At 63.0% G+C, this 13,783-nt stretch carries 12 protein-coding genes; 10 read left to right on the top strand and 2 right to left on the bottom strand.

The window, feature by feature from the left end; translation table 11 throughout:
* Nucleotides 1–161 precede the first annotated feature (161 nt).
* Nucleotides 162–1,439 (bottom strand): HlyC/CorC family transporter, encoded by a 1,278-nt coding sequence (locus AOG28_RS16810; protein ID WP_043336457.1) that lies wholly within the window; start codon nucleotides 1,437–1,439, stop codon nucleotides 162–164.
* A gap of 99 nt (nucleotides 1,440–1,538) precedes the next feature.
* Nucleotides 1,539–2,336, bottom strand: coding sequence for a cytochrome C assembly family protein (locus AOG28_RS16805; RefSeq protein ID WP_054557274.1), 798 nt, complete (start codon nucleotides 2,334–2,336; stop codon nucleotides 1,539–1,541).
* A 385-nt stretch (nucleotides 2,337–2,721) separates the two neighbouring features.
* Here AOG28_RS16805 and ffh point away from each other — a divergent pair, with 385 nt between their 5' ends.
* From ffh to AOG28_RS16755, 10 genes are all read left to right on the top strand, one after another.
* Complete coding sequence (gene ffh, locus AOG28_RS16800) at nucleotides 2,722–4,158, top strand: signal recognition particle protein (protein WP_054557273.1); 1,437 nt, start codon at nucleotides 2,722–2,724, stop codon at nucleotides 4,156–4,158.
* Nucleotides 4,159–4,381: 223 nt separating this feature from the next.
* Complete coding sequence (gene rpsP / locus AOG28_RS16795) at nucleotides 4,382–4,633, top strand: 30S ribosomal protein S16 (protein ID WP_043336448.1); 252 nt, start codon at nucleotides 4,382–4,384, stop codon at nucleotides 4,631–4,633.
* A 7-nt stretch (nucleotides 4,634–4,640) separates the two neighbouring features.
* The gene (rimM, locus tag AOG28_RS16790) at nucleotides 4,641–5,207 is read left to right on the top strand and encodes a ribosome maturation factor RimM (protein ID WP_082388946.1); all 567 of its coding nucleotides are present in this window, start codon (nucleotides 4,641–4,643) and stop codon (nucleotides 5,205–5,207) included.
* A 25-nt stretch (nucleotides 5,208–5,232) separates the two neighbouring features.
* Nucleotides 5,233–5,985: a tRNA (guanosine(37)-N1)-methyltransferase TrmD gene (gene trmD, locus AOG28_RS16785; protein WP_043336440.1), complete on the top strand. Its 753-nt coding sequence runs from the start codon at nucleotides 5,233–5,235 to the stop codon at nucleotides 5,983–5,985.
* 196 nt (nucleotides 5,986–6,181) lie between these two features.
* Nucleotides 6,182–6,538: a 50S ribosomal protein L19 gene (gene rplS, locus AOG28_RS16780; protein WP_043336437.1), complete on the top strand. Its 357-nt coding sequence runs from the start codon at nucleotides 6,182–6,184 to the stop codon at nucleotides 6,536–6,538.
* Nucleotides 6,539–6,808: 270 nt separating this feature from the next.
* Entirely contained in the window at nucleotides 6,809–7,714 is a 906-nt protein-coding gene (xerD, locus tag AOG28_RS16775) for a site-specific tyrosine recombinase XerD (protein WP_054557291.1), read from the top strand.
* Between the two features lie 39 nt (nucleotides 7,715–7,753).
* Nucleotides 7,754–8,524: a DsbC family protein gene (locus AOG28_RS16770; RefSeq protein ID WP_054557272.1), complete on the top strand. Its 771-nt coding sequence runs from the start codon at nucleotides 7,754–7,756 to the stop codon at nucleotides 8,522–8,524.
* A gap of 172 nt (nucleotides 8,525–8,696) precedes the next feature.
* Nucleotides 8,697–10,013, top strand: coding sequence for a homoserine dehydrogenase (locus AOG28_RS16765; protein ID WP_054557271.1), 1,317 nt, complete (start codon nucleotides 8,697–8,699; stop codon nucleotides 10,011–10,013).
* Nucleotides 10,014–10,128: 115 nt separating this feature from the next.
* The gene (gene thrC, locus AOG28_RS16760) at nucleotides 10,129–11,520 is read left to right on the top strand and encodes a threonine synthase (protein WP_043336430.1); all 1,392 of its coding nucleotides are present in this window, start codon (nucleotides 10,129–10,131) and stop codon (nucleotides 11,518–11,520) included.
* A gap of 159 nt (nucleotides 11,521–11,679) precedes the next feature.
* Complete coding sequence (locus tag AOG28_RS16755) at nucleotides 11,680–13,485, top strand: single-stranded-DNA-specific exonuclease RecJ (protein WP_054557290.1); 1,806 nt, start codon at nucleotides 11,680–11,682, stop codon at nucleotides 13,483–13,485.
* Nucleotides 13,486–13,783 lie beyond the last annotated feature (298 nt).

The following is a 13,783-nucleotide window of genomic DNA, read 5'->3' as shown; positions in this document are numbered from 1 at the left end:
GCACCTGAGCAGCTGTGTCTGAGCTCCTGCAAATGAGCACCTGCAAATGAGCACCTGCAAATGAGCACCTGGGCGAGTTGGCGTGCCCCAGACGCGACAGGCCCGCCAATTGGCGGGCCTGTCGTCGAGAGTGCCGTGCTGCGTGACAATGCGGGAGGGCGTCAGCTGCGCGTGGTGCGAGCCGCCTGCCAGCAGCGTGCCGAGGTGATCTGGTTGTCCTTCACCTGCTGGATCTCGATGCGCGTGGTGCCGATGGCGAGACTGGCCGGGGCATCTGGGAAGGATTCCAGATGTTCCAGAATCAGGCCGTTGAGCGTCTTGGGACCGTCAGTCGGCAGCTGCCAGCCGATGGCCTTGTTGATCTCGCGGATGTTGGCGGTGCCTTCGATCACGTAGCTGCCGTTGTCCTGCGGGTGGATCTCCTGATGCGTACCGGCGACATCGGTAGTGAACTCGCCGACGATCTCCTCGAGGATGTCCTCCAGCGTCGCCAGCCCCTGCACATCGCCATACTCGTCGACCACGATGCCGATGCGGCGCTTCTGCTTCTGGAAGTTGAGCAACTGGGTATGCAGCGGCGTGGATTCCGGGATGAAGTAGGGCTCGCGGGCTTCCTGGATGATGGAGGCCTTGGTGACCTCGTCCAGCGACAGGAAACGCGCCGCGTTGCGCAGGTGCAGGATGCCGATGATGTTGTTGATGTCGCCCTTGTAGACCGGTACCCGCGTGTGCTGACTTGCGCGGATATGGCTGAGGATGATGTCGAGGTCATCGTCCAGGTCGATGCCGAAGATCTCCTGGCGCGGCACCATGATGTCATCGACGGTGACGTTCTCGAGATCGAGAATCGACAGCAGCATGCCCTGGTGGCGACGCGGGATCATGCTGCCGGCTTCGTGGACCACGGTGCGCAGCTCGTCGCGGGTCAGGCTGTCGGCGCCGCCGCTGACATCGCGTACGCCGAACAGGCGCAGCAGGCCATTGGAGATGCCGTTGACCAGCCAGACCAGCGGGTAGAGCAGCTTGAGCAACGGTTCCAGCACCAGCGAGGCCGGATAGGCGATGCGCTCCGGGTTCACGGCGGCCATGGTCTTGGGCGTCACTTCGGCAAAGATCAGCACCACGATGGTCAGCACGGCGGTCGAGACGGCCGGGCCCGAGACATCACCGAAGTAATGGATCGCGATGATGGTCGCCAGCGAGGCAGCCAGGTTGTTGACGAAGTTGTTGCCGATCAGGATGACGCCGATCAGGCGGTCCGGGCGGGAAAGCAGGCGGGTAACACGCTTGGCGCCGCGCTCACCGCCCTTGGCACGGTGACTGAGACGGTAGCGGTTGATCGACATCATGCCGGTCTCGGAGCTCGAGAAGAAGGCAGACAGGATGATCAGGATGACCAGTAGGCCGAACAGCAGCCCCAACGGGGTGTCGTCGCTCAAGAGTGAAGGGTCCTCGGTGGCGGATTTAGGCGCATGATACTGACACGCTCGCTGCAATGCATCAGGCGCAGCGAGCGATCTCTGTCGGGGTGGCAGGGCTTAGTGGGAAAATACCACTTGCAGCACGAACTTGGTGCCGAAGAAGGCCAGCGCCAGTACCAGGCAGCCGCCCAGTGTCCAGCGGGCGGCACGCTGGCCGCGCCAGCCCAGCACGTGATGCCCGAACAGCAGCACGGCGAAGATGATCCAAGCACCGAGGCTGAGCACCGTCTTGTGAGCCAGATGCTGGGCGAACATGTTGTCCAGATAGATGGTGCCGCTGATGATCGACACGCTGAGCAGGATCATGCCGGCCCAGATCAGCTCGAACAGCGCGCGTTCCATGCTGGTCAGTGCCGGCAGCACCTGGACGATGCCGCGGGTATGGCGCTTCTTGAGCGCGTGCTGCTGCAGCGACAGCAGTCCGGCCTGCATGGCCGCGATGCTGGAGAAGGCCAATGCCGCCACCGAGGTGAAGATGTGGGCGACCAGACCGGGGGAGAGCGGGTTCTCGGTGGTGGCGCTCGGCAGGTTCATCACGCCGAGCACGCAGGCGGCGGCGACCGGGAACAGCGCCGCGCCTCCGGCGATCACCGGCTTGAACAGGCTGGCGATGACCAGCAGCAGGCAGATGGCCCAGCTGACAAGCGACGCGCTCTCGAACAGTCCGAGGTGCAGCGCGCCACCGTGGTTGAGCGTGACCCAGACGATGACGGCATGGCAGGCGACGGCGATCAGCGCCAGACTGCGCACCAGACGCGTGCGTGCCGGGACGCGGCGTGTCAGGGTAAGGCCCTGCCAGAGGCCGGCGCCGAGATAGAAGATGATGGCCAGAGAGGCAAAAGGCAGAGCCTGCATGTGCTGTTGTCCAGGTGCCGGAGGGTAGCGGGAGATCAGGCCTCGCATGAGGCACTGTCTATCTGCAGAGACTATACCGAATGCGCCGCCGGGATTGCATCCACTCGCGGTGTCCTGTCGCGTGCTCTCGCGGGCGATGAGGCCTGCGCGGCGACAGACTCCGCATTGCATGACGATTGTCGGCGCTGCTTCCTTCATGCATGTCATCGCCAGTGATGGCGACTTGCAAGTCTTGCATGCATGGAGACACGGCCGCCCTGTGCGTATAATGCGCGACAGGATAACCATTCACGCGCTGGGGCGTCATGCCGTGCGCCGGTCACGAGGTGGCTTACGCCCTCGTCCCCGCAGCGCGGACCCCAGACGTCCCTAGCCGGAGAGGCCCATGTTTCAAAGTTTGAGTGATCGCCTGTCGCATACGCTGAAGTCGATTACCGGCCAGGCCAAGCTGACGGAAGACAACATCAAGGACACCCTGCGCGAAGTGCGCAAGGCGTTGCTTGAAGCCGATGTCGCGCTGCCGGTGGTCAAGGCCTTCATCGAGCGAGTGCGCGAACGTGCCGTCGGTCAGGAAGTGTCCAAGAGCCTGTCGCCGGGCCAGCAGTTCGTCAAGATCGTCCAGCAGGAGCTGGAAGCGATCATGGGCGAAGCCAATGAAGGTCTGACGCTCAAGGGCAGTCCGGCCGTCATTCTGATGGCAGGCCTGCAGGGTGCGGGCAAGACGACCACCGTCGCCAAGCTGGCACGCTACCTGCGCGAGCGCGAGAAGAAGAAGGTGCTGGTGGTCTCGGCCGACGTCTATCGTCCGGCCGCCATCGATCAGCTGGAAACACTGGCCAAGGAAGTCGGGGTCGATTTCTTCCCCTCCGACTCCTCCCAGCAGCCGGTGGCCATCGCCGAAGCGGCGATGAAGCACGCGCGTATCCAGTTCCACGACGTGGTGCTGGTCGATACCGCCGGTCGCCTGCATGTCGATGCCGACATGATGGACGAGATCGCCGCCCTGCACCGCAGCGTCAATCCCGACGAGACGCTGTTCGTCGTCGATGCGATGACTGGTCAGGATGCCGCCAACACCGCCAAGGCCTTCCACGAAGCCTTGCCGCTGACCGGTGTCGTGCTGACCAAGGCCGACGGTGATGCGCGTGGCGGTGCGGCCCTGTCCGTACGTCACATCACCGGCAAGCCGATCAAGTTCATGGGCATGGGGGAGAAGGTCGACGCCCTCGAGCCCTTCCACCCGGACCGTATCGCCTCGCGCATCCTCGGCATGGGCGACATGCTGTCGCTGATCGAGGAAGCCGAGCGCACCGTCGACAAGAGCAAGGCCGAGCAGCTGGCCAGCAAGGTCAAGAAAGGCGAAGGCTTCGATCTCGAGGACTTCCGTGACCAGCTGCAGCAGCTCAAGAACATGGGTGGCATGGGCAGTCTGATGTCCAAGCTGCCGGGCATGGGTCAGCTGGCGGAAGTCGCCCAGAGCCAGGCCAGCGAGAAGGAGCTGGGCAAGCTGGAGGCGATGATCAACTCCATGACGCCCAAGGAACGCCGCAACCCGGACCTCATCAATGGGTCGCGCAAGCGCCGCATCTGCATGGGCTCCGGTACCCAGGTGCCGGACCTCAATCGTCTGCTCAAGCAGCACAAGCAGATGGCCAAGATGATGAAGAAGGCCGGCAAGAAAGGTGGCATGCAGAAGATGATGCGTGGCATGTCCGGCATGATGGGCGGTGGCGGTGGTCCTGGCGGCCCCGGCGGTATGGGTGGCATGGGCGGTATGGGTGGCCCCGGCGGCATGGGCGGCGGACGCTTCCCGCGTCGCTGATTGCTGACCCGATGCCCGATGCAGCGCTGATGAGACATGGGCGCTGACCCCAGGAATTGCGCTCCGTGGCACGTCCCGTGCCACGGAGCGTGTGTATGGCCTTGGAAAAAGGTTTCCAAGGCTTGCCAATTTCCGTAGAATGTCGCCTCTTCGTGTGGACCCTCCATGCGAAGACGAGTTCTGTGGCACGATTTTCACTTCAACACGAAGGACAGATTACGCAATGGTTACCATTCGTCTGGCACGTGGTGGCGCCAAGAAGCGTCCCTTCTACCACCTCGCTGTGGCTGATTCCCGCACAGCCCGTGATGGCCGCTTCATCGAGCGCGTCGGCTTCTTCAACCCGGTCGCTCGCGGCCAGGAAGAGCGTCTGCGCGTCGATCTCGAGCGCGTCGCTCACTGGCAGCAGCAGGGCGCACAGGTCTCTGACCGTGTCGCTCAGCTGATCAAGGAAGCTGGCAAGCAGCAGGCTTGATTCCAGGATGCCTACTCAACCGAACAACCCGCAGCCGACCGCAGCGTCATCGCATGACGATGATGTCGTGGTAATGGGGAAGCTTACCAGCCCCTATGGCGTCAAAGGCTGGCTCAAGGTGTATTCCTACACCAGTCCGATTGACGGCATCTTCGATTACGCTGGCTGGATGCTGAAGCTGGACGGGAAGCAGATTCCCGCCCGCCTCGCTCAGGCACGTCGCCATGGCAAGGGCCTGGTGGCACAGCTCGAAGGTATCGACAGTCGCGAAGCAGCACAGGAGCTGGCCGGGGCGGAGATTCTCCTGCCCAAGCAGCACCTGCCGCAGCTGGAAGTCGGTGAGTACTACTGGCATCAACTGGAAGGTCTCGAGGTGGTAACGCTGGATGGCCAGCGCCTCGGGAAAGTGAGCACCCTGATGGAAACCGGTGCCAACGACGTTCTGGTGATAAAGCCGAACGACGACAGCATCGATGAGAAGGAACGGCTTGTGCCGTACCTTCCCGATCAGGTGGTTCGCGATGTGGATCTCACCACTGGGCGCATGAGCGTCGACTGGGATCCCGAATTCTGATGTTAAGCACAGAGAGCTGACGCCTGTGTGGATTGGTGTAGTGAGCCTGTTTCCGGAAATGTTCACGGCGATTACCGCCAGTGGCGTGACCGGCCGAGCGGTCGACAAGGGCCTGCTCGAGGTCGATTTCTGGAATCCTCGCGACTACGCCACCGACAGGCACCGTACGGTCGATGATCGTCCCTACGGCGGTGGTCCCGGCATGTTGATGAAGGTCGAGACCCTGCGTGGCGCCATTCGTGACGCCCGCGCCGCTGGCGGTGACAACGCTCGTGTGATCTATCTCTCCCCGCAAGGCCGCAAGCTGGATCAGGCCGGTGCCCGCGAACTGGCGACGCAAGAGCGTCTGATCGTGGTGGCCGGACGCTATGAAGGCATTGATGAGCGCGTGGTGGAAGAGGAGATCGACGAGGAGTGGTCGATCGGCGATTACGTCCTGTCTGGCGGGGAACTGCCGGCCATGGTCCTGATCGATACGGTGGCACGCCTGGTGCCGGGCGTACTCGGGCATGAAGCCAGTGCGGAGGAAGATTCCTTCACCGATGGCCTGCTCGATTGTCCGCACTATACCCGCCCTGAAGTCATCGACGGCAAGCGGGTGCCGGATGTTCTGCTCAGTGGCAATCATGCCCTGATCAAGCGCTGGCGGTTGCAGCAGTCTCTGGGACGTACCTGGCTCAGGCGTCCGGATTTGCTGGAGAGTCGCACGTTGACTCGTGAGGAGCGCAAGCTGCTCGACGAGTTCATCGCGCAGCACGCCCGGAAAGGCAAGGCCTGACCGCTGCGAACCGAAGGTTCGCTGTCAGGAGAAGGCCGCCACCGTGGCGGAGGTGCGGCACGGCCCGGAGTCATCTTGCGGGAGTTCCGTGGCGCGTCACACACAAGGTCGATCCCCGTGTTCAAGGCCGTTTGCGGTGCCGGGGTCATGACGAACATCAATCCCAGGATTGATGCTAACGAATTTGGAGCTAGCGATGAGCAGCAAGAATAAACTGATCCAGGCGATCGAAAACGAGCAGATGGCCAAGGAAATCCCGGCCTTTGCACCGGGCGACACCATCGTCGTCCAGGTCAAGGTCGTCGAAGGTACTCGCGAGCGTCTGCAGGCCTTCGAAGGCGTGGTGATCGGCAAGCGTAACCGCGGTCTGAACTCCGCCTTCACCGTCCGCAAGATCTCCCACGGTGTGGGCGTCGAGCGTACCTTCCAGACTTACAGCCCGCAGGTTGCCGCTATCGACGTCAAGCGTCGTGGTGACGTCCGTCAGGCCAAGCTGTACTACCTCCGTGAGCGTAGCGGCAAGTCTGCACGCATCAAGGAAAAGCTGGGCTAAGCGCTCCGCATTCCCTGACTGCAGAACTCGGCAGTACTGCGGGGGAGTGAATTGCCACTTGCTCCTCCGCCATATGAAGACCCCGCCATGCATCGCATGGCGGGGTCTTCGTGTTTGTGCACCAGGGAAATCCGGCGTGACTTGCAGCGGGTTCATTTCATCGTCAGGGCATCACGGTAGAATCGAGGCTCACGCAGGCCAGGTGCCGCTGTACATGACGGCCACGGCGAGCGCGGATGGCGCGTCATTCAGGACGGGGAAGCGGGAATGATGGACGACGATGCGTTGGTCGAGGCCTTTCTCGATACGTTGTGGCTAGAGCGGGGTGCCAGTGACAATACGCTCGGCGCCTATCGCAGTGATCTCACGGCCTGGCGGCGCTGGTTGGCCGATCAGGCGGAGACGGGCGCTGACACGGTGTCCTTGCTGAGCGTGGCACCGCAGCAGGTGCAGGCCTTCTGTGACTCGCGGCGTGAGTCGCATGCGCTGCGCTCCACGGCGCGTCTGCTGTCGGCATTGCGGCGCTTCTATCGCTGGGCGCTGGCCGAAGGCATGATCGAGGCGGACCCGCTGCATGAGGTGCGCCTGCCACGCGTGATTCCCAGCCTGCCGGGCACGCTGGATGAGGAAGAGGTCGAGCGCCTGCTGGAGGCGCCGGATCTCGACACGCCCATCGGGCTGCGTGACCGCACCATGCTCGAAGTGCTCTATGGGGCGGGGCTGCGCATCAGCGAGCTGGTCAACCTGAGTGTCGATGCGCTCAATCTGCGCCAGGGCGTCGTGCGTGTCACCGGCAAGGGCGATCGTGAGCGGCTGGTGCCGCTGGGCGAGGAGGCCTGTGACTGGTTGTCACGCTGGCTGTCCGTTGGCCGACCTGCGATGATGGCCGACCAGACGCGTCCGGCACTGTTTCCCGGCCGACACGACAAGGCCATGACGCGACAGACCTTCTGGCATCGCATCCGGCGTCACGCCGTGACTGCGGCCATCAGCAAGCCTCTGTCACCGCATACGCTGCGCCATGCCTTCGCCACGCACCTGCTCAATCACGGTGCCAACCTGCGTGTCGTGCAGCTGTTGCTGGGACATCGTGATCTTTCCACGACCCAGATCTATACCCATGTGGCCCAGGCGCGTCTGGAGCGTCTGCATGCCGAACATCATCCGCGTGGCTGAGTGTCCTTCCCTCTGCGCGCGGACGCCAAGGAGTGTTTGATGAGCAAGTCTTTCCGTCGTCCGCAGGCCCTGTCCCGTGCGATCCGCCTCCTGAGCGCCGGCGCCATGCTGACGCTTGTGGCGCCATTGGCCCAGGCTGATGCGCTGGATGATCTGCGCGACAAGCTCGTCGTCAATGGCCAGCCGCTGCCGGTCGAATCGCTGGCCTCGAGCCCCATCGATGGCCTCTATGAGGTGCGCCTGACCAGTGGCGAGAGCTTCTTTACCGATATCGACGGCAAGCATCTGATCGTGGGTGAGATGTACCGCAATGATGGCGACAAGGGGCTGGTCAATCTCAGCGAGCAGAAGGCCAATGGCGAGCGCCTCAAGCTGCTGGCCGAGGTCAGTGAAGATGATATGGTCATCTTCCGCCCGGCGGGTGAGGTCAAGGCGGTGATCAGTGTCTTCACCGATACCACCTGCCCGTATTGCCGCAAGCTGCACCAGGAAGTGCCGGAGCTCAATGCGCGTGGCATCGAAGTGCGCTATCTGGCCTTCCCGCGCGGTGGCATGCGCTCGCAGGGCGCGCGTGAACTGGCGCAGGTGTGGTGTGCGGACAATCCCACCGAGGCGATGAACCAGATCAAGAATGAAGGCGAAGTGCCCAAGCAGGCAGCCAGCTGCGATGCGCCGGTGCAAAGCCAGTATCAGCTGGGCACGCGCATGGGAGTGCAGGGCACCCCGGCCATTGTGATGCCGGATGGCCAGATGGTGCCTGGCTACCTGCCGGTGGAGCGTCTTGCCAGCATGCTGGGCATCGATGACTGAGCCACAGGCGACAAGACTGCGCGTTGACAGGGCGTCCTGCCTTGCTACCGTGGTCACGACAGACGTACGTGCAGGATGTCTGGATAATAGACCGACGTGAGATCGGCAAGGCCGTCGCTGACAGTGGCGCGGCCCTCAAGGCTGGATACCGTAACAAGAGAGGAAAGCGACGTTGAAACCGGTGAAAGTAGGAATCTGTGGTCTAGGGACCGTAGGCGGCGGCACTTATAACGTGCTGATTCGCAATGCCGATGAGATTGCGCGTCGTGCTGGACGCCCGATCATCGTCGAACAGGTCGGCGCACGACGCGACAATCCTGACTGCGATATCACCGGCGTCAGCCGCACGCACGACATCTTCGAGGTCGCGCGCAATCCCGAGATCGACGTGCTGGTCGAGCTGATCGGCGGCTACGATGTCGCCTATCAGCTGGTGATGGAAGCCATCGCCAACGGCAAGCATGTCGTGACCGCCAACAAGGCGCTGATCGCCGTCCACGGCAACGAGATCTTCCGTGCCGCGGCCGAGAAGGGCGTGATGGTGGCCTTCGAAGCCGCAGTGGCCGGTGGCATTCCCGTCATCAAGTCGCTGCGTGAAGGCTTGGGTGCCAACCGCATCCAGTGGCTGGCCGGCATCATCAACGGCACCGGCAACTTTATCCTCAGCGCGATGCGTGATGAAGGTCGCAGCTTCGAGGACGTGCTGGCCGAGGCGCAGGCGCTGGGCTATGCCGAAGCCGATCCGACCTTCGATGTCGAAGGCATCGATGCCGCGCACAAGCTGACCATCCTGGCCTCGATCGCCTTCGGCGTGCCGCTGCAGTTCGACAAGGCCTACACCGAAGGCATCTCGCGCATCACGGCCGATGACATCGAGCAGGCCGACAACCTGGGCTATATCATCAAGCACCTGGGGATCACCCGTGCCACGGCCAAGGGGCTTGAGCTGCGCGTGCATCCGACGCTGATTCCCAAGGAGCGCCTGCTGGCCAACGTGCATGGCGTCAAGAATGCCATCGAGGTGATGGGCGATGCAGTGGGCCCCACCCTCTACTATGGTGCCGGCGCCGGTGCCGAGCCGACGGCCTCTGCCGTCGTGGCGGATCTGCTCGATGTGGCGCGCGATATCGCCACCGACCACCGCTACCGCGTGCCGTATCTGGCCTTCGCCGAGATCAATCAGCACGGTGACACCCTGCCGATCCTGCCGATGGAAGAGATCGAGACGGCCTGCTACCTGCGTCTGCATGCGGTGGATCGTCCGGGCGTGCTGGCGCGTGTCGCGTCGATTCTCTCCGAGCAGGGTATCTCCATCGAGGCGATCATCCAGAAGGAGGCCACCGAAGGCGAGCTGGTGCCGATCATTCTGCTCACGCACCGTGCGCGCGAACTGCACATGAACGAAGCGATTCGTCAGCTGGAAGCGCTGGTGGATGTCGCCGGTTCCGTGGTGCGCATTCGTGTCGAGGATCTCGACGACAACGCCTGATCGCGGGCAAACGGGGCGGGGCTATCGACGGTGATGGCGTCGCCTCGCTGGGCAGCCGGCGCAGGCCGGAAGAGCAAGAATCATAACGGTGGCAAGAGCCACGGGAAGACACGACATGCGTTATATCTCCACGCGCGGCCAGGCGCCGGCGCTCGGTTTTGAAGATGTGGTTCTCACGGGGCTTGCCAGTGATGGCGGCCTGTACGTGCCGGAAACCCTGCCGCAGTTCAGCGCCGAAGAACTGACGGCGATGGCCGGTGAGTCCTACGCGGAAATCGCCTTCCGTGTCATGAAGCCCTTCGTCGATGGCGCCATCGATGACGAGACCTTCCGTGACATCGTGCGCGAGACCTATGCGACCTTCAGTCACGATGCCGTCGTGCCGCTCAATCAGCTCGACAGCAACCATTACCTGCTGGAGCTGTTCCACGGCCCGACGCTGGCCTTCAAGGATGTCGCGCTGCAGCTGCTGGGTCGCCTGCTGGATCACTTCCTCGCCAAGCGCGGCGAGCGTGCGGTGATCATGGGCGCGACCTCCGGCGATACCGGTTCTGCCGCCATCGAAGGCTGCCGTGCCTGCGATCATGTGGATATCTTCATTCTGCATCCGCACAACCGTGTCTCCGAAGTGCAGCGTCGCCAGATGACCTCCGTACTGGCGCCCAACGTCTTCAACATCGCCATCGAAGGCAACTTCGATGATGCCCAGGCGATGGTGAAGGCCAGCTTCGCCGATCAGGACTTCCTGAACGGCACGCGTCTGGTCGCGGTCAACTCGATCAACTGGGCGCGCATCATGGCCCAGACCGTCTACTACGTGGCCGCCGGTGTGGCGCTGGGCGCTCCGGCGCGCCAGGTCAGTTTCACGGTGCCGTCGGCCAACTTCGGCAACATCTTTGCCGGCTATCTGGCCTCGCGCATGGGGCTGCCGGTGCGCCAGCTGGTGATCGCCACCAACGCCAACGACATCCTGCATCGCACCATCTCCTCCAATGACTTCTCGCGTCAGGAGCTGAAGGCGACGCTGGCACCGTCGATGGATATCGTGGTGTCCTCCAACTTCGAGCGCCTGCTGTTCGAAGCCTATGGCCGCGATGGTCAGGCGATCCGTGAGCTGCTCGAGCACTTCTCGCGGGAACCGGCAGCACTGGCGGATGCCCCGCTGGCGAAGCTGCGTGAGCTGTTCTCCAGTCACAGTGTCGATGACGAGACGATCCTCGAAGTCATCCGTGAGGCGCACCATCGCACCGGTGAGATTCTCGATCCGCATACGGCAACCGGCTATCGTGCGGCTGAGGTCTGCCGTACCGATAGCGCGACGCCGATGATCACGCTGGCGACGGCGCATCCGGCCAAGTTTGCCGAAGCCGTGGCGCGTGCCGGCTTTGCTGGTGTCGATCTGCCGCCGCATCTGCATGACCTGCTGGAGCGCGAGGAGCGTTACAGCGTACTGCCGGCGGAATTGGCGGCAGTGCAGGACTTCGTGCGCGAGAATCGCCGCGGGTGATTGCAACAACTGCCGGTTGGCCCGTTCGGGGTGATCGGCAGTCATCTTTTCATGGCCGTCATGTCTGCAGTCCGCTGCCGAGATGACGGCCATGTCGTTTGTCAGGAGCTATTCATGTCTGTCACTTCCCCCGTGTCGCCCCCATTCTCGCAAGATTCCATGAGCCGTCCGGACGAGCGCACGCTTGCGGCCAGCATTGCGCGGGTCATTCAGCCGCGCGTGCGTGACGAGCGTCTCTATCAACAGGGCATCGCGACCGGGCTCAGCGAATTGCAGGCACGTGTGCTGGCAGGGCGCCTGACGCTGGAGAGCTGCAAGGCCCCCCTGGAGGCGCTGGTCACGCCGGCGCTCCGGCATATCGAGCATCCCGAACGGCTGGCCGATGGCCGGCGCGCGGCAGAGCGCATCGCGCGCGCCGTCGCCGAGGGGGAGCATATCGGCATCCTCACCGACTATGACGTGGATGGCATCACCTCGCATGTGGTGATGCTGCGCACGCTGACCGAGCTGTTCGATGTGCCCTACGACCGCGTGCACAGCCTGATCGGCCATCGCATCCATGATGGCTATGGCATCAGTCTGCCGCTGGTCGAGCGCATCATGACGCTGTCGCCGCGCCCGTCTCTGATCGTGACCGCGGACTGCGGCTCCAGTGATGAGGCGCGTCTGGCGTTGCTCAAGGAGGCGGGGATAGAGGTGGTGGTGACGGATCACCATGCGTTGCCTCAGGAAGGACCGCCGGCTTCCGCCTACGCGACCGTCAATCCGACACGAGATGACTGCGCCTATCCCGATGCGACCATTGCCGGCTGCATGGTCGCCTGGCTGACCATGTCACTGACCCGCAATGTCTTGATCGAACAGGGCCGGTTGCCGAGCGATGCCCCCAAGCTGTCGCCATGGCTGTCGTATGTGGCGCTGGGGACGGTGGCGGACTGTGTGTCACTGGGGGGGAGTGCGATCAATCGCGCGGTGGTCAATCTCGGCCTCACGCTGATCAACCGTATGCAGGAACCCTGCTGGCGCGCGATGGCAGAGCGGCTCGGGGCGGATAGCGTGCCCTTCAATGCCGAGACGCTGGCCTTCCAGATGGGGCCGCGTATCAATGCCCGCTCGCGTCTGGATGACCCGTACGCCGCGCTGCATTTCATGTTGGCGCGGGAAGATGGCGCAGCGCAGCGTGCGCTGGAAGTGCTCGATCAGGACAACCAGTCCCGCAAGGCGATCGAGGCCGAGATGGTGGAGTCGGCGCGTGCCCTGGCGTTCACCTCCTTGCGGGAAGGGCATCAGGTGATCGTGGTCCACTTGGAGGATGGTCATCCCGGGGTGCAGGGCATCGTCGCTTCGCGTCTGGTGCAGCAGTTCGGGCGACCGACCGTCGTGCTGACACCAGCTGCGGTGCCCGGCATGTTGACGGGCTCCGGGCGCTCCATCGAAGGGTTGCACCTGCGGGATGCGCTGCAGCGCGCCCATGATCTCGCGCCGCAGTGTCTGCCGCGCTTCGGTGGGCATCGCGGCGCCGCCGGAGTGGGCTTGCCGCTGACGGAAAAGGATACCTTCACTCGTGCCCTGCAACAGGCAGCCGCGGAGCAGTTGGGGGAGAGGGCGCTCAATCCCTTGATTCTCAGTGATGGTGAGCTGGTGGAAGGGCAGTTGAGTCTGGAGACGCTGGATGAGTTAGAGCGTCTGGCGCCCTTCGGGCGTGAGTTCGAGGCGCCTCTCTTCGAGGGCAGCTTCCTGGTCGAGAGCCTCAGGTCGGTAGGTGCCGATGGCACGCACCTGTCATTGGAGCTCTCGCTCGGGCGTACGCGCCTCAAGGCGATCTGGTTCCGTGCGCTGTCGCCGGGGGAATCGCCTACATTCGGCGTCGGGGCCTCTCTGAAGTGTGCTTACAAGTTGTCGCGCAATCGCTGGCGGGGAAGAGAGTCACTGCAGTTGATGCTGGAGCACGCAGTGCCTGCATGAGCTTGTTTGAATTGACAGCGATATCTGGCCAAAAAGCCCTTGCCATCAAACCGATTCCTGCGTAAAGTACGCATCCGCTGCCGGGGACGCATGGCGTTACCAGCGGTAAACGAGGTTTGCAGGTGGTTGTTTTACTTGATGTTTTTGAAGTCCGCTTCGATATCATCGATTGACAATCCCGGGCGATTCGCTAGAATACGCCGCACTCCTTACGGAACAGGTGATCGAGCAACGCTCCTCACCGCTTGATGATGCTTAGAGGCAGTCGACTGACTCATCATCAAGTGCTTGACTTCTC

It is taken from the genome of Cobetia sp. UCD-24C, from assembly GCF_001306765.1.
GTDB classification, from domain to species: Bacteria; Pseudomonadota; Gammaproteobacteria; order Pseudomonadales; family Halomonadaceae; genus Cobetia; species Cobetia amphilecti.
Note: the sequence above shows the minus strand (reverse complement) of the source record. Positions and strands in the feature narration are given on the sequence as shown.

Coding starts and splice junctions, on each gene's coding strand:
- ffh (WP_054557273.1), top strand. CDS start 2,722: ATGTTTCAAAGTTTGAGTGATCGCCTGTCGCATACGCTGAAGTCGATT.
- AOG28_RS16805 (WP_054557274.1), bottom strand. CDS start 2,336: ATGCAGGCTCTGCCTTTTGCCTCTCTGGCCATCATCTTCTATCTCGGC.
- thrC (WP_043336430.1), top strand. CDS start 10,129: ATGCGTTATATCTCCACGCGCGGCCAGGCGCCGGCGCTCGGTTTTGAA.
- rplS (WP_043336437.1), top strand. CDS start 6,182: ATGAGCAGCAAGAATAAACTGATCCAGGCGATCGAAAACGAGCAGATG.
- rpsP (WP_043336448.1), top strand. CDS start 4,382: ATGGTTACCATTCGTCTGGCACGTGGTGGCGCCAAGAAGCGTCCCTTC.
- AOG28_RS16755 (WP_054557290.1), top strand. CDS start 11,680: ATGAGCCGTCCGGACGAGCGCACGCTTGCGGCCAGCATTGCGCGGGTC.
- rimM (WP_082388946.1), top strand. CDS start 4,641: ATGCCTACTCAACCGAACAACCCGCAGCCGACCGCAGCGTCATCGCAT.
- xerD (WP_054557291.1), top strand. CDS start 6,809: ATGGACGACGATGCGTTGGTCGAGGCCTTTCTCGATACGTTGTGGCTA.
- AOG28_RS16770 (WP_054557272.1), top strand. CDS start 7,754: ATGAGCAAGTCTTTCCGTCGTCCGCAGGCCCTGTCCCGTGCGATCCGC.